Genomic DNA, 25,701 nt, shown 5'->3' with positions numbered 1-25,701 from the left:
ATTAAACCAATATGAGCTATTCAAGTAAAGGGTCAGTTTAGTGGAAGCATCAATCTTAAGTAGTGCAGGATTTTATTTCAGGTTCGAGGGAAGGGAATATAAATGAACTATAAGGTAACTATAAACATTCCAATTTATTATAATGAAGTACCAGAATTAAGAGCACTTATTGGTTGGGGCAGACGAGATAAAGATTACCCATCCTTGTTTGAACTCTGTAATTTCTGGGTTGGAGTTAGGGATGAAAATAATAAACTGATTGCTTTTGGTTATGTATGTGGAATGGGTTTAGAGCACGGATATATGGAAGATATAATCGTTCATCCTGATTATCAAGGACAGGGCAATTGAGGGTGCTTTAAACTCCGGTATTAGCCAGATATGACAGTGTTATTTCAATTACGTCGGTCAATAAAGACTTTAATCGTGCAAGCTCGTCCGCAAAAGGAAAAATAGACTTTGCGGCACCCGGGGTGGATGTATTATCCACAAATAGTGCTGGCGGATATTCTTTATTTGACGGAACTTCTTTTGCAACTGCTTATGCTTCCGGCTTAATCGGCGAATTTCTAAGCGAATCAAAGGAAAAATTTAGTCAAAAAGAAATTAGAAACTTGTTAATTGGAAATGTTGAGAACCTTGGAGATAAAGACTTTAACAGAGAATATGGGCACGAAATAATAAATTTTAACGGGATGGTTAAATGAAAAAGTTTCTTTCTGTTTTTCTGGTAGTGATGATGATTTCTACAATTCTACCTAATTATGCGTACGTGCTGGCTGATGATAAAGAGGAGAGTGAAGTTGACCTCCTTGAGTTGGAGGATGAAGAATTTGCAGAATGGGTCGACGAAATTGAGGCGTCATTTGAGGATTCGTTTGAAGAATATTATGAAGAACTGTTTCATGAGTATGATTTATTAATAGAAGAGTCTTTAGAAACTATTGAAGAAGAGATGACATCAGAATTCATTGAGGAATTAACAGCAACTATTGTTGACCAAGACACAGGAGAAATTTATGAAGTAAACACAACAGAGTTACAGGCCTCAGCTCTTCCTGTATTCGTATATATTGTTGGCGCAACAGTAGTAAGAACGGTAGCTACTAGAGCTGCGTCCAGTGCTGTTCACAGAGGTTTTACCAGCTTCACTTCCCAAAAGAGATTTTTGGGTCCTGCTGGTAAAAACAAACACTGGCATCATATTGTTGAACAATCATAAATCTCAAGATCAGGATTTAGTTCCAGTAGTATACACAATACAAAGAATGTTGTAGCTATTGATAAAAAGAGTACATGTAAAAATTACGGGGCATTATAATTCCAATCCTGCAATCTTGGGAGGAAAGACGGTTAGACAATGGTTATCAGGTAAGAGTTATAAGTATCAATATGACTATGGTATGAAAATTTTAAAAAGATATCAGTAGGATAAGGATGATTAAGGTGAAACAAGATACATCTCTTCTTGTACAGGAATATAAAAAACATGCAATTATATTGGCAGATACACAAGAGACCGGGGACTATAAAAAAGGGAATCGCTCTTCAGATCAACTTTTGAAAATCAGCAAGATAATGAAGGAAGACAGAGAGCTGGCAAAGAACGTTTTGGACAGTCTAATGGAAAGCGAGGATCCTAAAGTTTTAAGTTCGTGTTGTGTAGATGCTTTAGTGTTAAAGCACCGGACGGATGAAGCATTAAATCATTTGACTAAAATCGTAAATTCCGATCTTGGCATGATGAGCTTTAACGCAGAGACAACTTTGGAACTCTATGATTCGGAAGAATTATTTGAACTTCATGGTGTAGAAAAATAGGAACTAAATAACTGCATTACAGCACGATAAGAAGACTTTCTCTATGGGTGAGAAAGTCTCCTTGATTAATAAAACATACAATGTGTGGCAGAAGTTGCTTCCAAATAAAAATGAATTAAATTTCATTTCTTTCCCTTGTTTTATGATAAATAGTTGCTCTTGGTACCCCAGTAAGTCTCAGAATATCATTCACACTCATTTGATTATTTTTACGATCCATGTAAAGTTTTATGGTACGATCTAAATCCGCTTTAGGTCGTGATGGTCGCCCCATGTGTTTCCCCTGTTTTTTCGCTCATTCGCGTCCTTCACCGGTGCATTCCCTGATCAGATCCGCTTCAAATTGGGCAAAAGAGCCTAGAACGTTAAACATTAAAGATTGCATGGAGTTTTTCTGCTAGCCAGCCGTAAACGTCATGTTGTCTTTTAAGAAGGTGATACTTACGCCTTTAGTGTTCAATTCCTCCACAAGTTTATTTAAGTCAATAATCGACCTTGCCAGGCGATCAATCTTTGTGACCACAATCTCATCCTCTGGTTGAAGCATCTCCATGAGGTTTTCCAGCTCTTTACGCTTTTTGGTACTGGTACCGGGTTCCTTTTCCTCAAATCTTTTCGCAGCCGGATTGTTTCAGCTGTTCAATCTGACTTTCGAGTGACTGGCCGACCGTTGACACCCGCGCATATCCAAATTTCACGAGAACGACTCCTTTTGCGTATAAAAGTTAACACTTTTAGATGGTCAGAAACAGCTTAATAGATACTGTGTTGTCTTAACAATGGTTAATTTTACAAACCTTGGGCAAGCGCCCACCACCTAGTGCCCTTCCGCTTTTGTTCTGTCTAAAGTCATTTGACTACAGAATAACAGCTCAAAATAACTTGAACCCCTACAAGGTTTGCTCATTAAATGTTCGGTTAAGAATATGTATCCATTCATGGCTATATCATTACCAGAGCGAGTGTCCGCCGTTTCTTGACAAATTTAACTGAGTTTTATAAGGTAAGGGATAATATAAATTGCTTATTTCTTTTTATGATAAGCTCCTATTATAGAATCTAGATACACGATGTAACGATCGACTATATGGTAATTAGCTATTAAACACTAAAGACAGAATCTACTCCCGTCTTTATTTAGAGATAAGAAATTTGGCGTCTATAAAACTCTCTGATAGCAAGAACGACGGACAGGACAGGGAAAGCTACATCATCAGCGATACATCGCACGAAGAAAAGCTGATCTTCCTTTTCGAGGACGTCCTAGTGCCGGAATCGGGCCATCCTAAAGCGTGCGAGTCACGCTGCACCAGATCGGACGATTTACACGCTAAAAGTGTCGACCGCTGAATGAAGCGTGTTGAACACGGGATTAAGCCGAACAAGCGCGGGATAAAGTGGACCGACCGCTGAATGGGGGAATCACTATTAAAAGTATAAAAAAACTAACTGTAAAGAAAGATTATGAAGCGATTTTTTCACTGTCTCAGTTCGCTTTTCAATACGAGTTAACAGAAGCAGAGTTAACTAAAAAATGTGAAGAGGCGGAGCGCCATACAATTTGGGGGTGGATGGATGCAGACAAATTAGCTGCAAAACTACATCTTATTCCGTTATCTTGTTATATTAATGGTGAATTGTTTGAAATGGGTGGTATAAGTGCTGTTGCAACATGGCCGGAATACCGCAGGCAGGGAATGGTTAAACATCTTTTGAAACATACTCTTCAAGAGATGAAGAAAAACGGACAAACCCTTTCATTCCTTCATCCGTTTTCTATTTCTTTTTATAGAAAATATGGATGGGAGCTCACGTTTGTGAACAAACTTTATTCGGTCCCACTAACTAACCTAAAAAAAGTTTGGGATGTAAAAGGATATGTTAATAGGATCGATCCTGATGTTCCTTTGTTGCATAGCATCTACACCCAGTTTGCAACTAGGTTTACCGGGATGCTTGAACGAGATGAAAAGTGGTGGACCCAACGTGTCTTAAAAAATAAATCACATATCGCTGTTGCATATAATGATAATGGGGAAGCGCAAGGCTATATTATTTATCAAGTAAAGGATAATCTCTTGACCGTAAATGATATGGCTTATACTTCGGTAGATGGGTGGAAGTTATTACTTCAATTTATCGCAAATCATGATTCAATGGCTCAGAAGGTAAATATGATTGTGCCACAAAATGATAACCTTTCACTTCTAATAGATGAACCAACTTTTGAACAGAAAATAGAACCCTTTTTTATGGCAAGAATAGTGGATGTTGAGAACTTTTTAAAACAGTATCCATTTGAGATAAATGAGGATTTAGCTCGGTCGCTTCCTTTACTCCTGCATATAGAAGATTCCTTTTTGCCGGAAAATAGCGGTGTATATGAACTGAAGTATACAAACAAAGGAGTTAGTGTAACTTTCTTAGAAGATGTTGATCAATGTAAAGCAGGAATACATTGTACGATTCAGCTTCTCACTTCATTACTTCTCGGGTATAAGCGCCCTATGGAACTTTACCAAGCGGGACTCCTGCAGGATGAATTAGCGGATATCAAACGACTGGAACAGCTCATACCAATCCAGCAAACTTATTTTGCGGATTTTTATTAGCCATTCAAAAGGTGAAGGTTAATACATCTATGTTCAAAGGCCCTCAACCAACATTGGTTGAGGGCCTTTTTTTCACTTTCTAATTTTATATTTTTTAAATTCTTCCTCAACAAATCCTTTTGCAATTAAGTTCTGAACACCTTTTTTTATCTTCCAATACGCTTTATTAGTAGTTACTTCATCAATTGATACCGTTCTAGGATACTTCTTATCAAGCTCTACAAGTATGCTGACTTCAATTAAGCTAAGCTTATTGTTTTGGGCAATTTCTAAAATGTTTGTCATGATGTTCACCAGCCTTTGTAATTTACATAGTAGATACTTAATCAAATAAGTATCCGGGGAACTCATTACCCTTTTAATGTGCGATTTATATTGTAAGTAACTATTTCCCTTGAAAACGTCGCATAAAACTTATTAAATATCTCTTTACTAGTATCTTTATAATAATTGTAGATTCTCTCTGGTAGGGCCATTTCGATAAATGTAATCATCGGCTTTTAAGAGGTCCTGCAAATTTCCAGGTGGTTATTTTGATCACATACTCTCCTCCAAACTTGCACCTATCACTGTGTGTAATTACCTGCATCTTTTGAACTATTTCCTCGTTTGGTGTAAAAAACTTCTATATCATACCTACTGTTTTGTCTAGTTCTATCGATTCAATTGCAGGTTTCTATATTGTCTTGCATTTACCGATGTGCTAATATTCACTGTATTAATTAAAGTCTGAATATTCGAGGGGGAAATGTAAATGCGAGTTCATAAACATAGGCATCAAAAGTTTTATGCTTTGTTGATGATCTTTATGTTGATACTTTCATTAATTACACCTCAGATTGCAAGCGCAGAAGGTACCACAAGTCTTGATATTAACACATTAGAGGAAGATTTAGAGCTAGAAAGAGAACTTGAGCAGAATCTGGAATCCGGCGAAAGCGTGGAAGAAGTTGAGGAATCCTATGATGTTAAGTTTCCAGAAGAAGATGGTTTACCACGATTAATCGACGGACTGGATATAAATTATCCTCAGTTTGAAGATACATTAGAAGAAATGAATGAAAATCAGTATGATGAAAAAGACTTTACCTCGAATGGTAAGGTAGAGAAGAAAATTCTTCAATCTTTAGAAGAAGAGGATACAGTTGCTGTAATTATTCGCATGAAGGAGCAGCAGGATAAGGTGAAAATGTTCCGCGATGCTGCAAACGCCTCCAATCGTACAGAGCGTTTGGAAATTGTTCAAGAGCGATTGAAAGATGTTGCAAGTAAATCTCAAGCAGGAGTGCTTGAGAATTTAAGCATGTTTGAAAATAATGGACAAGCATTTAAAATTAAGCCCTTATGGATAATTAATGGAGTAGCTGCTGAATTATCTGAAGATGCATTAAATAAAATATCCCAACGTGATGATGTAGAACGAGTTCTACTAGATGAAGTATATGAAGTCCCTGAAGTAACGGTAGAGGAATCATCACCAAGGCTGCCAGAATGGGGTCTTGAAAAAATAAATGCTACAGATGTATGGGGAGAGTATGGCATAGATGGGGAAGGTATTGTTGTTGGAATAATGGATACGGGGGTAGAAGGAGAACATGAAGCCTTAAAAGAAAATTATCGTGGTCGTAATGGGGATCATGCTTCTTCTTGGATTGATCTATCAGGTCACAGTTATGAGACACCAAAAGACGGTAATGGTCATGGAACACATGTGGCTGGTACAGCGGTCGGTGGTGGGGAAGGAGAACCGGTAGGGGTTGCTCCTGGCGCCGAATGGATTGCAGCGAAAATATTTACCGATAGTGGCAGTACAACAGAGTCTGCTATTCATCAGGCATTCGAATGGTTTATGGCCCCAGGTGGAGATCCAGCAAATGCACCCCATGTCGTAAATAATTCATGGGGCAATTCTAATACCTATAATGTGAGTTTTTATGATGATGTACAGGCGTGGGTAGCGGCTGGTATTTTTCCATTGTTTGCTGCTGGGAACGATGGGCCAGGTTCGCAAACAATTGGTTCACCAGCAAGTTTTATTGATTCATTTGCTATCGGAGCGACGGATAGTAGTGATCAAGCTGCAGGTTTTTCCAGCAGAGGTCCGGTTTTTTGGAATGGAGAACGGTACGTGAAGCCAGATGTTTCTGCACCTGGTCGGGAAATATACTCTGCTTGGCCAGGGAATGGCTACCATACAATCAGTGGAACATCCATGGCAACACCACATGTTGCAGGGGTAATAGCTTTGATTATGCAAGCCAACCCTGACTACAGTATTGATGAAGTAAAGCAGTTAATGAAAAATACGGCACGATCAGAAAGTCATATGGGTCAATTACCGAATGACTCATATGGAAGCGGAATAGTTAATGCGTATCAAGCTGTCACTGAAGCTGCTTTTGCAGGTGAGGTACAGGGGCAGTTGCTTGACAGTAACGGTGATGGTATAGCAGGACAAATAGTTATTGAAGAAGAGAATATTCATGTTCAAACTGCAGAGGATGGGTCTTTTCAGTTTAAAATTAGAGAAGGCACATACAATGTGACGCTACAAGCATTTGGTTATTACTCAAATGATGAAACAATAACGATAGAGCAAGGGGAAGTAGCCGAAGTAACATGGCAGCTCTCAGAGGCCGCGCGCTATAATTTAACCGGTCTAGTTGAAAAAGAAGATGGGACACCTGTTCCTTATGCATATGTAAATATACTAGGAACACCGTTTGAGTTTGCAAGAACCAATGAACGTGGAGAATTTGAGTTTATAAATATTCCAGAAGGGATTTATGATCTCACGGTATCTGGTCAGGGAATTACGAGTAAAGAACAGACTATTGAAGTGAATCGAGCAAGTGAAGTAATCGTCACCGTTTCAGATAGTACTGCCGTTTCTGATGCAGACTGGGTGACAGCAAATAACAATTTAACTCGTAATGCATTCTCAAATGAGGATATTTCTGTGGAGCATTTAGAGGAATCGTGGTCCTTTAATACAGCAGGGAATATCGTGTTTTCTTCACCGGTTGTAAATGAGGACACGATCATTACAGTAACTGACCAAGGCCGTGTACAGGCAATTGATCAGAATACAGGAGAAGAAAAATGGCAGTATTCAACTGGTCAGCTTAATCGCAGTACACCTACAATTGCAGATGGGAAGGTTTTTGTAACAGCAGGACAAAATAGAGCTTTATACGCATTGGAAATAGATACGGGTACAATTCTTTGGGAAAAAGAACTGGAAAACGTACCTGTATATGAAACCCCTCTTTATGAGGATGGAATTCTATATGTTAGTTCTACAATTAATGACAATACAGTCGTTTCCGCTTTAGATAGTGAATCGGGTAATGATATATGGTCAACAACTGTACCATCTGGCAGTTATTTTGGTGCAGCAGTGGCAGACGGTGTGCTTTTAATTGGTACGTATGAAGGTGCTACATTACATGCTTTGTCAACAAACGACGGTAGTGAACTATGGACATTTGAAGCTGGTGGAGAAGGATTTGCTTCCCATCCAGTAATTGAGAATGGAACAGTGTATGCTTTTAGCACTAACTTTACTAGTAGAAACGGAACACTCTGGGCTATAAATGCTTCAACTGGAGAAGAAGTATGGAATGCAGATGGTATTGGGGACACGCAAGCGGCTTCACCAATTGTTTACGGTGATGCAATCATTGCAAGCTCCGCAGCCAAGCCAGTGTTAAAAGCATTTGATAAGTCTACAGGAGCATTATTATGGGAAAATAAAGCAGTGAACACAACAGTAAACAATGGTGCAGTCTCAAGTAATGGAATTTTGTTTATGGCAGATAGCTCAAATACATTAAAAGCAATTAATACTTTTAATGGGGAAATAGTTTCGGAATGGTTATTAGATGCTTCCAGTTCCTCCACGCCAGCGATCAATGCCGGGCAAGTTATTGTCGGAACGCAAGCAGGAGTTACAGTGTACGAAGCTCCAGGAGGACTAGCTGGAACAATAACTGATGCAGATGGTCAACCTGTTAAAGGGGTTGCGCGCATTGTCGGTACAGATATAAAAGCAGAAGCAGATGAAACTGGCAACTTTGAATTGCTTGTTCAGCCAGGAACATATGACGTTAAAGTAACGAAGTATGGGTTGGAACAAGTGATTGAAGAAAAGACGTTTCGTTCTGGGTTTACCCATGAAAACACCTATTCACTAGAAACTGTTCGTGACGGACAAGTATCTGGAACGATTATAAATGAACGAAGCGGAGAGCCTGTAGAGGATGCTTTACTTCGAATACAGGGTTCTTCTATAGAGACAAGGTCAATTACGGATGGGACATTCACATTTGATTCAATTGCTGCCGGAATCCATGAAGTTATAATTGAAGCTAGTGGATATGTTAATCAGCAAGTTACAATAGAAGTACATGCTGACGAGAGTGAAGAGTTAACGGTGCAAATGGCCCCAATTGATGTAGCGGTGCTAGATGATTATGATCACGCAATAACATCCCTATTAAATCGTAACGGGATCCCTGCTGAAGAACAGCAATGGGACAAAATACTAAATGAACTAGAAAATTATCAAGTACTATATTTAAACGGAGCTTATACTTCAGGTGGTAAGAAGCCTGACCAAGCAGAAATGGATGAGCTGCTCGAGACAGCTAAAATAAATGATGTGAGTGTTGTATTCACAGAGGCATGGGGGCCAAGTTACGGTTCTATTCAACAACTATCTGATTATTACAATGATCCACGTACAGTCCAAAGCGATTTTAATGATTCTGCAATATCGATTGTCATAGACCAGGATCACCCTGTTTTTGGGGAACATGAAGTAGGCGATCGAATTAGTATTATGAATAGGGGAAAAGGCTCTTGGTTTAATGGCTTTTCTGGCAGGAACTTAGCGGCCTTAGGCAGCCAACGACTGGGTGATGTAGGTACTGGAGTAGCTTATAAGGCGGTATCACAAAATAGTGCTCACTTCTTACTATCTACCAATACCGCAGCATCGTGGAATATGCCGACACAACATTGGTTAAAAGCACAACATGATTTATTAATAAATAGTATTTCCTATCTGGTGGCAGATGCACAGTACGGGGAACTAACAGGCCAGATAGTAGATCAAAACGGTGATTCATTAGATGCACGAATTGAAGTTCGACAGACAGGTGTGTTTGTGGAATCTAATGATGACGGGCAATTTGATTTATTCCATGATGAAGGAACATTTGAAGTTGAAGTGCGTAAGACTGGTTATGAAACGCAAACAATCGAATTACATTTTGAAGCGGGTAATGTGATATCAGAGACAATAGAGTTAGTCCCATCCAATGAAGGTAGGATTTCAGGAGATATAACAGATGCAATTACATCTAATCCGATCTCGAATGTGGAAGTCAAACTTTATGATGACAACGGGGAGGTTGTCAGCGATGCAACTACTTCAGATAATGGATACTATGAATTATCCGATTTAAGTGAAGCGGTATATACAATAGAATTTATCCATGCTGACTATGTTTTGGAATCAGAAGAAGTAGAAGTCGTTGGTGTGCCGATTGGTTTAAATAAAGCATTAAATGCAGCGCCGAATGTTGCAGTGATTGGTGATAGAGCATATGGTGACGATACGTTGGTTCACATATTGGGAGATTTCAATATTGAAGTAACCAACTATAGTTCAACGACTGCGTTAACAGAGGAAATAGAGCAGTATGATGTAGTTTTCTTTAATAATGAAAGTGGACTGAGCAAGGCTGATTTTGACTTATTTGAGCAAGCTGCAGATGATCATGGTGTAAGTATCATATATGGCGATCAGTATTTTAGTGGTGGCGGTATCAGAAACCTTGTAGGGTTACGAGATAATCCTCAAAGTCAGCAAACACTTAATATAAGATCCAGTTCTGCACAATATGTTATTGATGAATCCCATCCAGTGTTTGGAGATGCAGATGCAGGTGATGCGGTTAACATATTAAATCCGGACGGCAGCAGGGTAGCTACGTTTGATGGGTATGACGGATTTATATTAGCAGCAATTAAACATGAAGAAAATGAAGAGTCACATGGGCCAGGTGTAGCTTACAAGCCACGTACGGAAGAAAGTCTTGAACTTTTAATGAGTGGTCATAGTATTGGATTTGGTCATACAGGCGAAGACTATACAGAAGCAGGAATCAATATGTTCAAGGATGCAGTTATCTGGGCAGCGTATGAAAATTTCAATGTTGTACAAGGAACAGTAACGGACAACGATGGAAACCCGCTTGATGCAGAAGTTACAGTCACTATTAACGAAAAAAGCTTAACAGAGAAAACAAATACAGAAGATGGATATTTTAATATAGCTAGTTTAGATGGCGATGCAGAAGTTACAGTTACATCGTTTGGTTATCAAACAGAAACCTTCAACGTTACAGTTGATGAGGCGCTAGAAGCAATGACGGTTGATTTGGAAGTGAAAGAGAATGCTGGATCAATTGAGGGTGTTGTAACAAACAGTCTATCTATTAATGGATTAGAGGACGTTCATATTGATGTTGTTGGTTATCCCCGTGAGGCAACGACTGACTTACAGGGAGGATATACGATATCTGCCCTCGAGCCAGGTACGTATGAACTGAGTATTACGAAAGAAGACTTTGTACAGGAAGATATTATAATAGAAATTGGTGCTGGTGAAACAAAACAAGTCGATATTAAATTAAGGCCATCACCTACTGTTGGAATTGTAGTTGATTCGCAATCTTCATCAGCTACATCATTAGCGGATTACCTGGAAGATCGTGGATTTAACACAGTTTCTATGTTCTATGATGACTTAGATATGCTGGAAGAAGTGGATGTAGTCTTTGCAAATTCTGACTACAATAATAGTTTAATACCAGATGAAAAAATGTTTAAACGTTTTGTATCAGCATTAGATGAGTCTGAAACATCTGTTATATGGACAGGACAGCATGGAGGACGTGGAAGCATTCGTTACTTGGTAGATTATACAGGTAACCCAAGTATAGAATACCGAGGTAGTGGATCTGGTACGATGACAGCTCAAATACTGGAAGATCATCCGATTTTTCAGGGAGTAGAAGATTCATTTGAATTTACCAGTCAATCTGGATACTATTATGGTTTTGATGGGTACAGTGGTACGATGTTAGCTGATTATAATCATTCCGGATTAGAAGAAGAAGGATATATGGTTGGTTATAAAGGTCGTACAATTAATAGTGTGGAAGTACTGCTTGCAGGTATGACAATAGGTCATAACTTCCATTCGGAGAGTATTCACTTTGATGAAAACAGAGAGCGGATTTTAACGAATGCAATCTTATGGGCAATTGACCACGAAGATAGTTATGCTGGGGAACTTAGAGGCAGTGTCCTAAATGACCTGGATCGTTCAATTCAAGCTCAAATATCAGTAACAGAAACAGGGGAAACAATAGAAACAGATCATGAAGGAAACTTTTTCGTAGGCCTGGATGAAGGCAGCTATACCTTGCAAATAGATGCATTTGGGCATGATGGAGAGACGTTTGAAGTTCAGATTGTAAATGGTGAAATTTCACAAGAAACCTTTATTTTACAATCACAGAATGCCGGGGAAATCGCAGGAGAAGTACGATCTGTTTCTACTGGTGATTTAATTGAGGGAGCTAACGTTGAAGTTCTTGATACACCACTTAACACTGAAACAGATGCCGGAGGGGAGTATACAGTTACTGTTCCTGCTGGGGATTACCAAGTTCGTGTAACTGCTTCAGGTTATCAACCGCAAACTGTTGACGTTACAGTGGAAACAGGTGAAATAACAAACACGACAATTTTAATGGATGATTCAGAAGCAATTGCTTTAATTGCATCATCCTTAAACCATAATCGTCTGATACCATTTCTGGAAGCCAACGGATACGAAGTGACTGCGTTTAATCGTAATGAACATGAGGCAGTGAAGGAAAATATGGAAGACTTTGCGCTAGTCATATTTAATGACTCTGGACAAAGTATGGCAGAATCTGATTTCACAGGGTTAATTGATGCTGCGGATGAAGCACAAGTTAGTATGGTATTTACTAGTCAATGGGGTAATGGATCGATAAGTCACTTAGAAAACTATTTAGGTGATCCAAACGAATCCTCCCATAGTTATGTTCCAAACAGTGTACAGTACGAGGTATTGGAAGAACACCCTATATTCAGAGGGTTTAATACTGGAGATACTATTCCGTTGCTTGAAAGAGAAGGTTATAATCAGCAATATGCCGTATTTGAGGGCTATAGTGGAACAACAATAGCTGATGTTGTGCATGAGGATGTGGGGAGATTAGGTGGGGGATTAGCGTTTGATTTCCGCTCAAGTAATCACGTACATGTATTACTGGGAAGTCTCTCTTCAAGCTCATATGGACATCCAGAAGATCGTTGGACAGATAATGCTCGTACCATTTATCTTAATTCAATTGATTGGGCCATGACTGCTTCACTTGGTGAATTAACAGGTGTTGTGGAAGATGAGAGTGGGGACCCAATTCAAGGGGCGCGTATTACGGTTGACGGAGAAGGTGCGTCTACACAAACGAATGATCAAGGGCGTTACACACTTGGGGTTGGTATTGGCGAGCACCAAGTAAACGTAACAGCTATAGGCTATGAACCTGTTCAGGAGACCGTTCAGGTTGAGGAAATAGGAGATAGTGTAGAGTTAAACTTTACACTTGAGCGATCTGAGCAAATGACCTTGCATGGGCAAGTAACCAATCATTCCACTGAAGAAGGATTGGAAGAGGTTACCGTCCATGTTACCTCAAAAGAGCATAAAATGGATTGGTCGGTCGTAACAGATGCAGGCGGTAAGTATGAAGTTTCAGATCTATTAGAAGGAAATTATACGGTTACATTTACAAAAGATGGGTACCATTCTGTAACACAGGAAATTGAAATTGAGAGTGGTCAAGATCGTGAGTTGAACGTCTCCATTAGTGCTTTCAACATAGGGGTCTTGGGCGATTATAAAGGTGGACTTAGCGCCTTGCTGAATGATCATGAGCTAGCTGCAGAGCCAGTGGATTGGACTGTGATTGATCATATGGATCGTTACGATGTTATTATCGTAAATGCTAATAAAGGAAGCGAAGAGGATGTTAATGCCTTACTAGAAAAGAGTAATGAGCATCAAACCAGTCTTGTATTCTTGGATACTTGGGGCGTAGATAGTGGTTCTATTCACTTATTGGCAAAAGCAGTTGGATATCCAACGCAAGATCAGCAAGGATATGATGAAGGTGGTGTATCCATTAACGCAGATGGTAATGAACACCCTATCCTACACGGATTTGAGTCAGAGATACAAATTTTAGCAGAGAAAAGTCCTTATGCTACCTTTAAAGGCTATGAAGGAGTAGTTATTGGAAACGTAACTGTAGATGGAGAAGAAAAAGGGTCATCTATCGGTTATGAGTTCCAAAGCGATAAGCATGTACAGCTCTTGCTATCAGCTTTTTCCGTCAATAATATGGTCGGACCTGAACAAGGTTGGACTGAAGATGGGAAAACACTATTTGTACAGGCGATTGAATGGGCTAGGGATGCAAAAGTAGAATTACCTAATCCCCCTGAATGGAAAACAGAACATGAACGTTTCCATCAAGAAGAGGTAATTATTGAAGGTTATGCAGATCCAGGTGTCACTGTTCGCATTTTGGAGGATGAGGAAGTATTAGCCGAAGTAACCGCAAACAATGAAGGAGTATTTACAGCAGAATTGGAACTTGCTCTTGGTTCCCATAAAATTGATGCGGAAGCGGTAAATCTCGCAGGAACTGTAAGAAGTAACAGTCAAATGCACGTCATTGTCGTGCCTAAGCCGGGAAATCCAGGGAAGCGTTAGTAAGTATCTGAACAAATAGTTAGCGCTTAACGCCCTTTAGTTTAGAGAGGGTTAAGCGCTAATTTTCTTTTTACTTTATATAATCATTTGTTGCGCTGCTAGTGTTTTAGACCATGTGCTTACTATATGGGAAGAATTATGGTACGTTTAAGCATAGGTAGTTTATGGGAAAATTAGATTATTTAGTTATAAGAGAGGGGTAGAAGTAATTATAGCAATCTTACTAACATATGAGGAGTGTATACATGGTTGATATAAATGCAGAGAGATCTGGCAGCGAAGTAATTGTGGAGGAAAACCCACTCTCTAGATGGTTGTTTACAAACACAAAATCAGCTTGGATTTGGCTTATTTTAAGGGTATATCTTGGGTATACTTGGCTGGTTGCTGGTATTGGAAAAGTTACTTCTGATGTATGGACTGGTGAAAATGCCGGCACTGCAGTAGAAGGATTTATGCAACGTGCTGTTTCCCGAGCGGAAGCAGGTGAAGTTGCGGGTTGGTATGCCTGGTTCCTGGAGAACTTTGTAATACCTAATGCGACAGCATTTTCTTATATGATTGCATGGGGTGAAGTATTAGTAGGAATTGGATTAATAGTTGGCCTGTTGACCGGTATCGCAGCGTTTTTTGGTGCATTAATGAATATGTCATTTTTGCTTGCAGGTACGGTCAGCACGAATCCTGTAATGTTTATGATTGCGATCGTATTAATTCTGGCATGGAAAGTTGCTGGATGGTATGGGGTTGATCGTTGGGCATTACCTGTCTTGGGAACACCTTGGACAATAAAGAGGAAATAAGGGAAAATGGCATTCTCCACAATGATGGGAGTGCCATTTTTGAAACTTGGTGGCCGATTTGGTAGGGACATTTACCTGTTATTTCAGTAATTTACAAAAACCATAGAACTTTACTAGAATTTAAGTTAAAATTAATACAATAGAAATAAAGCTTCAAGCCCTCATTTAGCTGAAACTGGGTTGAATTTGATGCTTTATCAAATTAGCTTATTTATGGTTAAACAAATCTCTTAGTCTCTTAATTACATACTGAAAACTTAACAGGTTATATACAGAAAAGGAATGGACTAAATGACTTATCACATTAATGTATTTAAAATCCTCTTTTCACTGGACGATCATTTATTTCGAATACATAAGGCGGAGAAAATTTATAATCTTTGGAAAGTTAGCGCATTACTCGTTCTATTTAGTATGGCAGTCTACAGTTGGATGGCTTTTCTTGGGATGGGTACTACACTAATTTCACCGACAGCAGTTGGGCTAAGTTCATTGGAGTATGAGCAGAGTAAGTTTTGGTTTATGGTTGGCCGAGCGGTATTCGCTATTATACTAGCAGCGCTTATTCTTTTTATACCTTCCCTGCTGTTTTACCTATTAACAGACATTCCTTATCGCAAGCTGCTAATTATGCAACAGCTTGTTCTTGCTGTGATGTTACTTGAGCGGCTGTTGTGGATCCCGTTAGCATTATTCAATGGGTTGGATTGGTATGTATCTCCTTTATCGTTTGGAATCATTGCATCCTATCTGACAGCTGTGCCATGGGTGATCTATTTCTTCGGAGCAATTTCATTATTCCAGCTCTGGATTATTTGGTTTCAGGTTAAATACCTTACGTCTTTTTCGGGCACTAAAAAATGGCTGATTTGGGTAAATGTTATTTTGCTTCACCTTATATTTTGGTCTGTAAGTACATTATTAGCTGTTGTAGATACGTACATAATAAGTGGGTGGTTTGGATGATACGCAGGAGATGGATGCAGATTACGATTTTGCTGTTTATTGGACTGAACTTCTTATTAGTTTATTTAGATGATGAAGATAAGGTAGATAGAATTTCTTATATCAATAACTGGTCTGAGGCATTTCAATCAGATATGTCCGAAAAGCTCTATACTCCTGGAGTGTTAGCTTATGTCAAAGAGGACTATGTGTACTTTAATAAGAACTTAGGAAGCTTCCAAGAGTTTCTAACTGAAGAAGGAACTCAAGTTGATATCGGCGACTCGCTTTATTCATATCAAATAGATAACTTTTATGAGACAGAAGCGGGCTTAATGCAGGAAGTTGAGAGAATTAACGGTGAACTCGCAGCTATAGAACTGGCGATATCCCAAATGAATGCATATCAAATTCCTAATACATCTAGTCAACCATCAGCATCTCCTTTATTTACGGAAGAGGAACAACAGGAAATTACAATTGATTTTCCTCAAGAACCAATTGCGGCGGAGTTAATGAAGGAGCAATACGTTGTAGAAAAGGAAAAAGATGCTGCACAAAAAGCAGCTGAGCTGAAAAGTGTGGAGGCTCAGCTGACATCACTACAATCCACCGGTGATTCTATAATAGTGGGGAGCCCGTATGAAGGTAAAATTAAATCGCTATCTGCATCGCTAAGTGACCCGCTAATTACAATTGAAAATACAGAACTGCATGCAGAAGGTCAGTTGACGGAACAAGAACGCACCTTGATAGAAGAAGGGTACCCAGTTGAAGTCCAGGTCACAGAGAAGGAAGCTTTGCTTGAAGGGGTTATCCAAGAGTTGGATGAATCACCCAGAGAGCTTGCGATAGCAAGTGAAAGCATTTACCCCTTTACTGTGGCGCTGGATCAGGAATCGGATATAGATGATTTGTTGCCTGGATATCATGCGACGCTGGCTATAACAATGAATGAATCAAATGATGCTACAGTACTATTTGATGAAGTTATCGGTGCCGGTTATGCATGGAAAATGACTAATGAAGGTAAACTAGTAAAGCAAAAAGTTGATACAGGCATTCATATGGATACTATGATCGAGATTACCAGTGGAGCAATTCCTGGGGAGTGGGTTGCAGAAGAGCCAACCAGCCAGTTTCGTTCTGGTGCTTCGTTTATTACACCAATAAAATGGGATCAACATAAATGGAAGAGTCTTATTACCTTGGATAACGAGGGATGGAGCAGGCATTTCGTAACAGGCCTTTTATCGAGGTAAGAAGGAGATGTTGGGACAAAAGAGGAATTATTCAGGGAAATCCGAACATTAACGCCTGTGCAAATGTATCGCTTCGGCAAAATACTTCGCTTTTTCGTGGGCACGGCTTCAGCTAACTGTGTGAAGAAGAGCACTTCACACAGTGGATCTTCAGCTCGTGCTGTTCCCACAGGAGTTTGCGTATTTTGCCTACGCTAAGTTCCGATTGTTCGGATTCTCATTCTTCCCATTTAGTTATGTCCCAGCCTCTCCATTTACATGCTCGAAACGTGGTGATGTTCGGGCTCTTTTTGAATGTAATTTCGATGGTACAAAACATTGACTACAGCACCGGTCATAAGAATTAACCCAGTCAGGAAAAACCAAATCATTAAAATAATTATACCGCCTAAGCTCCCATACGTAGCCGAATAGTTTCCGAAATTACTAACATAAAATGAGAAGCCCAACGATACTATTTGCCATAAAATGCTAGCCACAAGCGCACCTGGTATAATATGCTTAACAGGTAACTTTTTATCAGGAGCAAAACGGTAAAGCATAATAAGAAGAGCTGTCAGTACAATAATACTTACCGTCCATCTCAATAGCTGGAATAAGATAAGCATTGAACCGGAGATTCCCGTTATTGATTCAATAAGGCCTAAAATGACATTTCCAAAGACTGGTAGAAGAATAGCAATTACCAAGGCCGCAATCATACCGATCGTCAATCCAAGCGCTACTAAACGAACTACTAAGAAATTACGTGTTTCAGCAACACCATACGCTTCGTTTGTGGACTTAATAAACGCATTTATCCCAGCCGAAGACGACCATAAAGCACCAATTATTCCCACTGTCAGCAAGCCGCCACGAGGTGTTTCCACCAGGCTTACAATATTTTCTTCAAAAATGGATGCCATTTCACTTGGTAGTACATTTTCAATAAAGGTAATAGCATCGTTAGGATTTATGTTGAGATAGGGTATTATTGCAAAACATACGATTAACAAAGGCACAATAGAGAGAAGGTAATAATATGCTTGTGCAGCTGCCAGTACAGGAACATTATCCTCTTTAAATTTTGTTGAAAAATCTTTCATATAGTTTTTTAGTTTCGACATATATGTACCTCCAACTAGTTGGTTTCTGTACGTATACCCTGCATCGGAACGATTCAATCGTAAAAACGTCTAACGTTTTATTTGCTATAACTAGTGGTATAATGCTTTTAAAGAAAGGGGTTTATCGAATGGAAATAGTATACTTTTCTACCTTGCTGATAGCCATAGCATTCACAATTGTAGTTATATACATCGCACTCCTTCTCCATCGTATTTCTGGGGTGATAAACACCCTGGGGTCTACTTTAGGAGAGGTAGAAAAAGAACTTGATAATATTACTCCGCAATTAAGGCAGGCGGTAAAAGAAACTGAAATTATGGTTGATGATATGGAAGATAAACTTAAATCGACCGATAGTTTTTTTGATACAGCTGAAAATGTAGGTACTTCGATTAACACACTCAACAGTACGTATAGTAATCAAAAGCTTTCAACAGAACAGTTTGAGAAGAAAATCCAGCCATTTGTCGAAGGAATTACATGGAGTGAAGCTGCTTTTCAGTTATATTCTAAGTGGAAACAAAAGACTCCAGATAAAAAAAATGAACTTATGATTCGAAATAAAGAGACAAACATTGTACCACTTAATCAAACAGGGAAAGAGGGATAACATGTTAATGGGAATAGGCGTTTTAATCATTGGTATCGCTTTTTTGGTTATGGCATTCTTTATTGCACATACCTTATATAATTTAGCTGGCATACTTAGAGGGATCGAAAAAACAGTAGAAAAACTACCAAATCAACTGGATGATGTATTTAAAGAAACGGGAAACCTGATTCATCAAAGCAGTAACACAATAGCCGATGTAAACGATAAGTTAAAGCAGATGAGTCCATTGTTTTATATTGTTGGTGATGTAGGGAATGTTACTAGAAAGTTTTCTTCATCCTTAGTAGATGTTACGGATTCGATCAAGTCAAAAACGGATAACGGTAAGGAAATTGCGGAAAAGAATAAACTGGGTGGAGTCTATGGGACATTTGCATTAGGTTATTACTGGCTCCAGAAACGCAAACAGTTAAGGCAAGCTGATTCCGAAGGGGCGAACTCAAATGAGCAAAAATAACACAGAAAATATAGCGCCTGTAGTAGTTGGTGCTGTTTGTGGCTTTTCATTAGGGTGGATAGCTCGACAATACAACACCAAACGACTAAAACTGGAAGGCAATAAACCCCTGTTTGATACGTTAAAAAGTTTTGAAAGAAAGGTTTATGCAGATGGTTTTAGACGTGCTGGACAGCTGAAGGGTATTAAACAAGATATTCATGATAAAGTAGCCGAATAAATAAAAAACCTTACATATAAAAATGTAGGGTTTTTTGATTGGAAACTTGCTCATTTTGTTTAGATTAACGGTTTTCTTGCTGTTTCAGAAAGGTGACTTTTACTTCTCTGGAAAACATAATAACCTAGTGTGAGTACACCATAAAGTCCTTCCAGGTTTTTACGATGCGTCAAATCATTAGCTTCTGCAGTCGTTCTTTCCATTTTTATTACTGCTTCAGCCAAAGAAGCAAACATTTGGTTTGTAGCCCTGCCAATATCACCAGCGATATAAAATAATGGGCTTAGTTCCTTAACTTGGTTATTAATTTGGTTTAGTGCATCATTTCCTGAACCTAATACGGCTTTTGCTTGTGTAGTAATTTCCTCTACCTGTTGGGGCAGATGATCAGTTGTTTTCTGCAAACTACCAAACAGTCCTGCCAGTCGATTAAGGGGCTTTATTAATAAAAGTACTAATACCAAGAATGCTAAACCAATAACAAGTACGCCAATCCCTAACCAATCCATTAGCACATCTCCTCTCCATATGTAATATCTTATTTAATAGTACCACTAATATTTTGTCTGTAAACGTTCCTGATATTAGTATTGCTTTGATAATTTCAATTATGTATTGTCATATTCCTATACCTTGTCCCATAAAATAGTAAAAGTTAAGTTAGAAGGGAACGGGGATAATGAAACGTATAAACAAATTCGGTTTATGGGGAATTGGTGTTATTTTACTGGCGTTTCTAGTGCAATATCCGATTCAGCAGAATGAAGCTGCTTGGGGCACATGGTCTCTTCCGTTGTCCGGGCAAACGATTGTTATTGACCCTGGTCATGGAAGCCCGGATGGTGGTGCTCAGGGGAAGGATAAAACTCTCGAGAAGGATATCGCGTTAACAGTCTCTAAAAAACTGCAGAGTTACCTGCAACAGGCTGGTGCTCTTGTTTATTTAACGCGTGAAGATGATAATGATTTGGCGTCAGAGGATACCAAGGGACTATCACGTAGAAAAGCGGAAGATATCCGTAATCGGCTGCAATTTATTCATGATAAGAAAGCTGATTTTTTCGTGACCCTGCATTTAAATGCTCTCCCTTCCACGCGTTGGAGTGGCGCACAAACCTTTTATTATTCTAAATTCGAAGAAAGTAAGCATTTAGCAAGCATGATCCAGTCAGAAATCATTCGTAATATGGAAAATACAGATCGTAGCCCATTAGCTATTAATGGTATCTACCTTTTAAAACATGCCGAGATACCAGGTGCCTTGGTTGAAATAGGATTCCTGTCAAATGAAGTGGAGCGAGAATTATTGAAACAGGAGGATTATCAGCAAAAAATGTCAGCAAGTATTTACGAAGGAATTTTAAGATACGTGACAGAAGATCTTGAGCAGAGCGATAAATGAGTGTCAATAACCCTCCACTAAGTTCTGTTTGTTCTTATGATTCATATCACTTAGATATTATGTGATTTGTGTTATACTAGCCATGGATGGAATTAATAAGAATGACTCTATAGCTAGAAAAGGGCTGGTGATTTATTTTGTTAACGAAAGACGAAATCGAACAACTACTTAATCCTGTTAAAGATCCATTTATACATAGAACGTTGGAAGAAACAGACGGCGTAAAAGAGATTACAATTAAAGAAGAGAAAAAGCATGTCAGCGTGAAAGTTGCAATTGCTCAATTAAATACAGGCAAACAAATGCAACTGCAGCAGGAGATTGTTGGAATTCTAAAGAAAAATGGGGCAACCACTGTAGGACTGCGCTTCCAACAGTTGCCTGATGATATTATACAAAAATACCAACCAGCAGTAGAAAAGGAAAAAGAAGCGTCCCTGATGGGTGGTAATAATGATACTAAATTTATTGCAGTCGCAAGTGGTAAAGGTGGCGTAGGGAAATCAACTGTTACCGTAAATTTAGCAATTTCCCTTATGCGTCTGGGTAAAAAAGTAGGAATTATTGATGCAGACATATACGGATTTAGTATTCCAGACATGATGGGTGTGGAAGAGCGCCCGGCAGTACGTGCGGAGAAGATAATCCCTGTAGAACGTTTTGGGGTAAAGGTAATATCCATGGGATTCTTTGTGGAAGACAACTCTCCGATCATTTGGCGTGGACCAATGCTGGGTAAAATGATCAACAGCTTCTTTAAAGAAGTAGAATGGGGAGATTTAGATTACCTAATTCTGGATCTGCCACCAGGAACAGGTGATATTGCTATGGACGTCCATGAATTATTACCTACATGTAAAGAGATAATTGTAACTACCCCGCATCCAACAGCGGCGTTTGTAGCAGCACGTGCTGGTCAAATGGCTTTGAAAACAGATCATGAGATCCTGGGTGTAGTAGAAAATATGGCCTATTATGAAAGCAAGAATACCGGAGAGAAAGAATTTGTTTTCGGACAAGGCGGCGGGAAGAAACTTGCAGAAGTGCTTAATACAAAAGTGTTAGGACAGTTGCCCTTGCAGCAACCATATGAAGAAGAGGATGTTTTTGCACCATCCATTTATCAAGAAGACCATCCAATTGGACAGGAATATCATAAAATAGCAGCAAAAGTTATTGCAAAGATGGAGGATTAAAGAGCAAAAGAGGGCGTCTGGAGAGTGGTGTAGACGTCCTCTTTTTTGATAGCTAAAAATTGGCTACGTTCAGCTTAAGGGGAGTACAGGAATGATGCGCCTATCCATTCCATTTAAGAAACTTTGATTGTAGTCGGCATCAAGCCCCTATTATTAAAATGATGGACTACCTCGAATGTAAATTAACCACCTTCTTCACCGCCACCTTCACCACCACCACCTTCTTGGGATTGTCCGCCACCGCCTTCTTTTTTGCTTTGTTCTTCAGCAGCTTTCAGCAATATTTCTTGTATTTTTGCTTGAAATAGTGGTGTTTCTAACGTTTGCTGGATGGTTTCTTCTAAATGGGATCGGAATTGCTGACTTTTTAACACGCTTAGCATTTGATCAGTTATTTCCGGATTCTGTAATAATTCAAGCATTTGCGCTTGATAATCCGAATCATTCATTAGGCTTTTCATTAATTTTTTATGTTCATCTTCCATTGATTTAGCGTACCCCTCAACAAATTTCGGGTCTTCAAATAACTTTGTCCACATTTCTTTACCCTTCTCGGATACGAGTGTTTCATTTATGGAATCCTTAACAACATCAGATTGAATAACAAGCTCTTGTTTCAGTTTCTCGTCAGCCATAACCTCACCCAATGCCTTCTTACCATCTTCAGTCTGTAATATATCAACCACCATCTTTTTCGTCTTCTCATAATCGGCTTCTTCACCGGAGGCATTCCCGCCATTACATGCACTAATTAAGATGATGGATAGTCCCGAAATTAGTATTAAAAATAAACGAATCATTAGGAAATCCTCCTTTCTTTACATCCTTAATATGAGTGACAAAATTAAAAAATATTCGCTTCTATAAGGAAAAAAGTCCTTCAGCGTGATAGAATACCATTGGAAGACCTTGTTTTAATTGTAATGAAACGTTTACGGCGTCATATATAGTAGGGGGAAATTGTCTTGAACAGTCGAAAATTAGTAAATTTCTTTTTTAAAACATTATTTCTTGGAGGGTTAGCAGGACTAATTACCAGCTTTTTCGTAAAAGCAGAAGACTACAGAACTATTTTAAATCCTCTTGATCTCATGGAATTAGTGGGATTAGTAGTGTTTTTTGTAGGGTTAGGTTTGGTGTTCAGTATAATTAGTCAAACTGGGTTTTTTGCATATCTGTTTCTTAACCGGTTGGGTTTAGGTATCTTTAAATCGTACTGGCCTACTGTTCAGCTATTATTAATTGCTTTTGTCCTATTTGATTTAATTTATTTTCCATATAAAGCAACCGAAGGCGAAGTCTCTGTGTGGTGGTATATCCTGATGTCAGCAGCAATTCTTGGCTATGGTTTAGTAATAGCTAAAATTAAAGCAAAACAAACGCATAAGCGTGCCTTTGTTCCTGCATTATTCTTAATGATTGTAATGACAACTATAGAATGGATTCCAGGATTAACTACTGAGGGAACAGACTATGCCTGGCTGATGATTATCACATTACTGGCATGTAATACGTATCAACTACTAGTATTGCATCGTTTAAGCGGCAGTGGGTCTGATCAAACAAAGCACACAAAGAAAAAAACAAACCGAAAAAAATAAATGTGGAAAAAGAAAATATAAAAAATCCCTGATGAATAGTTTGTTCTCATCAGGGATTTTTATGTTTTACTCTACTAGATCAGATTCAGCGTGTGCCTGATTAATTAGTTCTGTTACAGATACAAAAACAAACCCTTTATTACTTAGTCCAGGCAATATCTTTTTTAGTGAATTCGCAGTTTGCTTTGCGGAATCAGATGCATGAAGCAGGAGGATGTCACCGTTTGTTGTTTTCTTCATAACTGTGTCCACGATAGCGTCAGTACCTGGGTTTTTCCAATCATTTGTATTTACATTCCAGTGGATAACCTTGAAATTCAGATTTTCTGCCAGTTCAATAATCTCCTTATTAAAATGTCCGCTAGGTGTTCGCAGGAGATCTAAATCTTCATAACCGAGCTTTCCAAATACTTCCCGTGCATGCAATAAATCTTTCCTAACCTCTTCAATCTTTTGGTCGAGGTAGCTTTTATAACGATAACCCAACATACCAAGATCATGTTCTCCTTCTGATATTTTTACCAAAATATCAGGATGGCGTTCTGCCCACTCACCGCTAACAAAAAAGGTGGCCTGGACTTGCCTGTTTTCTAGCTCCTTTAAGATATCATGTACTCTTTCTTCGCCCCAACTAATATTAAAGGTTAAGGCAATATTTGGTTCATTGGTGTTCCCTTTTGTTAATGCTGCTGACTCATCCTGATTGAAAACGGAGAACGCGCCGTCTCTTTCAAACCAAATAAAAGTAGCTGTAAACAATGCGAAGACCAATACAACAAACCAGCGCTTCCATCTATTAAACCGCCAAACATAAAAATGCTGCATAGTTATACCTCCTAAATAACATGTCCTTTTCTTTTAGATTATGAGTATATCGAGCAAATAAGAACTAGTTGTCCCTTTAATGTAAATAAATAAAATAGTTAATTATGGATGAAAAGAGATTAAGTCTGGGAATAGTAAACGTAATGATTAATAAAACTATAGGTTTGAAAGTGCCTGGCTAGAGGAATAAGAAGAAATATTGCAGCAACCGACAAAATCCGTCAATCACTACGAAAAGATTTAATAATAGAGTGTATGGAAAATGGACCTGATAATTTAAAAAATTAACTGTTGAAAAATTGAGGTGACGTCATGTTAGGTTTATTGATTAATGAAATAGAACAAAAGGAGATTGAGTACCTGCTTAAGCGTGAACTGGAAGAATTGCTGATGGACTTGGAAGATCAACGAATCGACGGTTTAGTAAAGCAGGCCATGAGAGAAAGGTATCGACTTTTATTTCAATTATTTCGCAGGGTAGCAAGTAAACAAGAATGTTTAAAGTATATGCCGAGACGAAGAGAAAATCAGTAAGGGAAGGAGGGGTTGGTTACTAGCCTGCAGTCTATAAGAAGGCAGACTTTCTCGTTAGATAACCTGCCTTTACCTTAATCAATACACTTATAGTGGGGCGAGTCTCTTCCAGGACTAACAAATATAGCGCATCCTCTTTTTAGACAGAACAATAACTTTAATCACAACTACAAACAACTGCTTTCAAATAAAAAAGAACGCCTTCTACACCTATTGAGATGATTTATAATTAATAAAGGAATCTGTTTTCTTACTTATCTATTGATCTTATAGTATAATTATGCTATATTATTTTTTGTTGCCATTTAAGAAACACGGACGACTTACTTGAAAAATGTTTTCGAAAACCTATTGACAATCATTAGGAATCATGGTAAATTATATCTCGTCGCAAAAAACGACAAAAGAAAATATTGA

Annotated in this window: 22 protein-coding genes and 1 pseudogene; 16 read left to right on the top strand and 7 right to left on the bottom strand. The window is 38.7% G+C overall.

Annotated elements, in window-relative coordinates; all coding sequences use genetic code 11:
* Nucleotides 1–102 precede the first annotated feature (102 nt).
* From QGM71_RS21095 to QGM71_RS21080, 4 genes are all read left to right on the top strand, one after another.
* Nucleotides 103–351, top strand: a complete 249-nt coding sequence (locus QGM71_RS21095; protein WP_327609526.1) for a GNAT family N-acetyltransferase — start codon at nt 103–105, stop codon at nt 349–351.
* A gap of 41 nt (nt 352–392) precedes the next feature.
* Complete coding sequence (locus QGM71_RS21090) at nt 393–707, top strand: S8 family serine peptidase (protein WP_407703072.1); 315 nt, start codon at nt 393–395, stop codon at nt 705–707.
* The gene (locus tag QGM71_RS21085) at nt 704–1,222 is read left to right on the top strand and encodes a hypothetical protein (protein ID WP_327609525.1); all 519 of its coding nucleotides are present in this window, start codon (nt 704–706) and stop codon (nt 1,220–1,222) included. Before QGM71_RS21090 ends, QGM71_RS21085 begins: the two co-directional genes overlap by 4 nt.
* 224 nt (nt 1,223–1,446) lie before the next feature.
* Nucleotides 1,447–1,821: a hypothetical protein gene (locus QGM71_RS21080; RefSeq protein ID WP_327609524.1), complete on the top strand. Its 375-nt coding sequence runs from the start codon at nt 1,447–1,449 to the stop codon at nt 1,819–1,821.
* Nucleotides 1,822–1,936: 115 nt separating this feature from the next.
* On the opposite strand, the gene QGM71_RS21075 is transcribed toward QGM71_RS21080, so the two are convergent.
* Nucleotides 1,937–2,095 (bottom strand): hypothetical protein, encoded by a 159-nt coding sequence (locus QGM71_RS21075; protein ID WP_327609523.1) that lies wholly within the window; start codon nt 2,093–2,095, stop codon nt 1,937–1,939.
* Between the two features lie 123 nt (nt 2,096–2,218).
* Nucleotides 2,219–2,498: pseudogene (locus tag QGM71_RS21070) on the bottom strand (recombinase family protein).
* 720 nt (nt 2,499–3,218) lie between these two features.
* Between QGM71_RS21070 and QGM71_RS21065 the strand changes: the two are divergent.
* The gene (locus QGM71_RS21065; RefSeq protein WP_327609522.1) at nt 3,219–4,433 is read left to right on the top strand and encodes a GNAT family N-acetyltransferase; all 1,215 of its coding nucleotides are present in this window, start codon (nt 3,219–3,221) and stop codon (nt 4,431–4,433) included.
* A 72-nt stretch (nt 4,434–4,505) separates the two neighbouring features.
* Here QGM71_RS21065 and QGM71_RS21060 read toward each other — a convergent pair whose 3' ends face one another.
* On the bottom strand, nt 4,506–4,718 hold the full coding sequence (locus QGM71_RS21060; RefSeq protein WP_327609521.1) for a hypothetical protein: 213 nt from the start codon (nt 4,716–4,718) through the stop codon (nt 4,506–4,508).
* Between the two features lie 469 nt (nt 4,719–5,187).
* On the opposite strand from QGM71_RS21060, the gene QGM71_RS21055 reads away from it, so the two are divergent.
* The 4 genes from QGM71_RS21055 to QGM71_RS21040 all read left to right on the top strand — a co-directional run bounded on the left by QGM71_RS21055 (nt 5,188) and on the right by QGM71_RS21040 (nt 17,329).
* Nucleotides 5,188–14,319: a carboxypeptidase regulatory-like domain-containing protein gene (locus tag QGM71_RS21055; RefSeq protein WP_327609520.1), complete on the top strand. Its 9,132-nt coding sequence runs from the start codon at nt 5,188–5,190 to the stop codon at nt 14,317–14,319.
* Nucleotides 14,320–14,564: 245 nt separating this feature from the next.
* A complete protein-coding gene (locus QGM71_RS21050; RefSeq protein ID WP_327609519.1) occupies nt 14,565–15,122 on the top strand; it encodes a DoxX family protein in 558 nt (185 codons plus the stop codon).
* A 291-nt stretch (nt 15,123–15,413) separates the two neighbouring features.
* Nucleotides 15,414–16,088, top strand: a complete 675-nt coding sequence (locus QGM71_RS21045; RefSeq protein WP_327609518.1) for a hypothetical protein — start codon at nt 15,414–15,416, stop codon at nt 16,086–16,088.
* Nucleotides 16,085–17,329 (top strand): efflux RND transporter periplasmic adaptor subunit, encoded by a 1,245-nt coding sequence (locus QGM71_RS21040; protein WP_327609517.1) that lies wholly within the window; start codon nt 16,085–16,087, stop codon nt 17,327–17,329. Before QGM71_RS21045 ends, QGM71_RS21040 begins: the two co-directional genes overlap by 4 nt.
* Before the next feature lie 254 nt (nt 17,330–17,583).
* Here QGM71_RS21040 and QGM71_RS21035 read toward each other — a convergent pair whose 3' ends face one another.
* Nucleotides 17,584–18,435: a YihY/virulence factor BrkB family protein gene (locus tag QGM71_RS21035; protein ID WP_327609516.1), complete on the bottom strand. Its 852-nt coding sequence runs from the start codon at nt 18,433–18,435 to the stop codon at nt 17,584–17,586.
* 128 nt (nt 18,436–18,563) lie between these two features.
* Here QGM71_RS21035 and QGM71_RS21030 point away from each other — a divergent pair, with 128 nt between their 5' ends.
* Genes QGM71_RS21030 through QGM71_RS21020 form a run of 3 tightly spaced genes read left to right on the top strand, consistent with a single transcriptional unit; the run spans nt 18,564 to nt 19,726 of the window.
* The gene (locus tag QGM71_RS21030; protein WP_327609515.1) at nt 18,564–19,046 is read left to right on the top strand and encodes a DUF948 domain-containing protein; all 483 of its coding nucleotides are present in this window, start codon (nt 18,564–18,566) and stop codon (nt 19,044–19,046) included.
* Between the two features lies 1 nt (nt 19,047).
* Complete coding sequence (locus tag QGM71_RS21025) at nt 19,048–19,506, top strand: DUF948 domain-containing protein (protein ID WP_327609514.1); 459 nt, start codon at nt 19,048–19,050, stop codon at nt 19,504–19,506.
* Nucleotides 19,493–19,726, top strand: coding sequence for a hypothetical protein (locus QGM71_RS21020; protein WP_327609513.1), 234 nt, complete (start codon nt 19,493–19,495; stop codon nt 19,724–19,726). The genes QGM71_RS21025 and QGM71_RS21020 overlap by 14 nt, the downstream gene beginning before the upstream one ends.
* 59 nt (nt 19,727–19,785) lie before the next feature.
* Here the strand turns inward: QGM71_RS21020 and QGM71_RS21015 are convergent, their stop codons facing one another.
* The gene (locus tag QGM71_RS21015) at nt 19,786–20,235 is read right to left on the bottom strand and encodes a DUF948 domain-containing protein (RefSeq protein WP_327609512.1); all 450 of its coding nucleotides are present in this window, start codon (nt 20,233–20,235) and stop codon (nt 19,786–19,788) included.
* Between the two features lie 170 nt (nt 20,236–20,405).
* On the opposite strand from QGM71_RS21015, the gene cwlD reads away from it, so the two are divergent.
* Both cwlD and QGM71_RS21005 read left to right on the top strand, forming a co-directional pair.
* On the top strand, nt 20,406–21,128 hold the full coding sequence (gene cwlD, locus QGM71_RS21010; protein ID WP_327609511.1) for an N-acetylmuramoyl-L-alanine amidase CwlD: 723 nt from the start codon (nt 20,406–20,408) through the stop codon (nt 21,126–21,128).
* A 137-nt stretch (nt 21,129–21,265) separates the two neighbouring features.
* The gene (locus QGM71_RS21005) at nt 21,266–22,324 is read left to right on the top strand and encodes an Mrp/NBP35 family ATP-binding protein (protein WP_327609510.1); all 1,059 of its coding nucleotides are present in this window, start codon (nt 21,266–21,268) and stop codon (nt 22,322–22,324) included.
* A 182-nt stretch (nt 22,325–22,506) separates the two neighbouring features.
* On the opposite strand, the gene gerD is transcribed toward QGM71_RS21005, so the two are convergent.
* The gene (gene gerD, locus QGM71_RS21000) at nt 22,507–23,124 is read right to left on the bottom strand and encodes a spore germination lipoprotein GerD (RefSeq protein WP_327609509.1); all 618 of its coding nucleotides are present in this window, start codon (nt 23,122–23,124) and stop codon (nt 22,507–22,509) included.
* A gap of 165 nt (nt 23,125–23,289) precedes the next feature.
* Here gerD and QGM71_RS20995 point away from each other — a divergent pair, with 165 nt between their 5' ends.
* On the top strand, nt 23,290–23,925 hold the full coding sequence (locus QGM71_RS20995) for a KinB-signaling pathway activation protein (protein WP_327609508.1): 636 nt from the start codon (nt 23,290–23,292) through the stop codon (nt 23,923–23,925).
* A gap of 66 nt (nt 23,926–23,991) precedes the next feature.
* On the opposite strand, the gene pdaB is transcribed toward QGM71_RS20995, so the two are convergent.
* Nucleotides 23,992–24,750, bottom strand: a complete 759-nt coding sequence (gene pdaB, locus QGM71_RS20990) for a polysaccharide deacetylase family sporulation protein PdaB (protein WP_327609507.1) — start codon at nt 24,748–24,750, stop codon at nt 23,992–23,994.
* 312 nt (nt 24,751–25,062) lie between these two features.
* Here pdaB and QGM71_RS20985 point away from each other — a divergent pair, with 312 nt between their 5' ends.
* On the top strand, nt 25,063–25,284 hold the full coding sequence (locus QGM71_RS20985) for a hypothetical protein (RefSeq protein ID WP_327609506.1): 222 nt from the start codon (nt 25,063–25,065) through the stop codon (nt 25,282–25,284).
* The last annotated feature ends 417 nt before the right edge of the window (nt 25,285–25,701 follow it).

The organism is Virgibacillus tibetensis (genome assembly GCF_036026595.1).
GTDB classification, from domain to species: Bacteria; Bacillota; Bacilli; order Bacillales; family Amphibacillaceae; genus Virgibacillus_P; species Virgibacillus_P tibetensis.
The sequence above is the reverse complement of the archived record's forward strand: the minus strand, read 5'-3'. Positions and strand labels throughout refer to the sequence as shown.

Excerpts from the sequence above, each read along its gene's own strand:
- QGM71_RS21095 (WP_327609526.1), top strand. The coding sequence starts at position 103 with ATGAACTATAAGGTAACTATAAACATTCCAATTTATTATAATGAAGTA.
- QGM71_RS21085 (WP_327609525.1), top strand. The coding sequence starts at position 704 with ATGAAAAAGTTTCTTTCTGTTTTTCTGGTAGTGATGATGATTTCTACA.
- QGM71_RS21075 (WP_327609523.1), bottom strand. The coding sequence starts at position 2,095 with ATGGGGCGACCATCACGACCTAAAGCGGATTTAGATCGTACCATAAAA.
- QGM71_RS21060 (WP_327609521.1), bottom strand. The coding sequence starts at position 4,718 with ATGACAAACATTTTAGAAATTGCCCAAAACAATAAGCTTAGCTTAATT.
- QGM71_RS21055 (WP_327609520.1), top strand. The coding sequence starts at position 5,188 with ATGCGAGTTCATAAACATAGGCATCAAAAGTTTTATGCTTTGTTGATG.
- QGM71_RS21050 (WP_327609519.1), top strand. The coding sequence starts at position 14,565 with ATGGTTGATATAAATGCAGAGAGATCTGGCAGCGAAGTAATTGTGGAG.
- QGM71_RS21045 (WP_327609518.1), top strand. The coding sequence starts at position 15,414 with ATGACTTATCACATTAATGTATTTAAAATCCTCTTTTCACTGGACGAT.
- QGM71_RS21040 (WP_327609517.1), top strand. The coding sequence starts at position 16,085 with ATGATACGCAGGAGATGGATGCAGATTACGATTTTGCTGTTTATTGGA.
- QGM71_RS21035 (WP_327609516.1), bottom strand. The coding sequence starts at position 18,435 with ATGTCGAAACTAAAAAACTATATGAAAGATTTTTCAACAAAATTTAAA.
- QGM71_RS21030 (WP_327609515.1), top strand. The coding sequence starts at position 18,564 with ATGGAAATAGTATACTTTTCTACCTTGCTGATAGCCATAGCATTCACA.
- QGM71_RS21025 (WP_327609514.1), top strand. The coding sequence starts at position 19,048 with ATGTTAATGGGAATAGGCGTTTTAATCATTGGTATCGCTTTTTTGGTT.
- QGM71_RS21020 (WP_327609513.1), top strand. The coding sequence starts at position 19,493 with ATGAGCAAAAATAACACAGAAAATATAGCGCCTGTAGTAGTTGGTGCT.
- QGM71_RS21015 (WP_327609512.1), bottom strand. The coding sequence starts at position 20,235 with ATGGATTGGTTAGGGATTGGCGTACTTGTTATTGGTTTAGCATTCTTG.
- cwlD (WP_327609511.1), top strand. The coding sequence starts at position 20,406 with ATGAAACGTATAAACAAATTCGGTTTATGGGGAATTGGTGTTATTTTA.
- gerD (WP_327609509.1), bottom strand. The coding sequence starts at position 23,124 with ATGATTCGTTTATTTTTAATACTAATTTCGGGACTATCCATCATCTTA.
- pdaB (WP_327609507.1), bottom strand. The coding sequence starts at position 24,750 with ATGCAGCATTTTTATGTTTGGCGGTTTAATAGATGGAAGCGCTGGTTT.
- QGM71_RS20985 (WP_327609506.1), top strand. The coding sequence starts at position 25,063 with ATGTTAGGTTTATTGATTAATGAAATAGAACAAAAGGAGATTGAGTAC.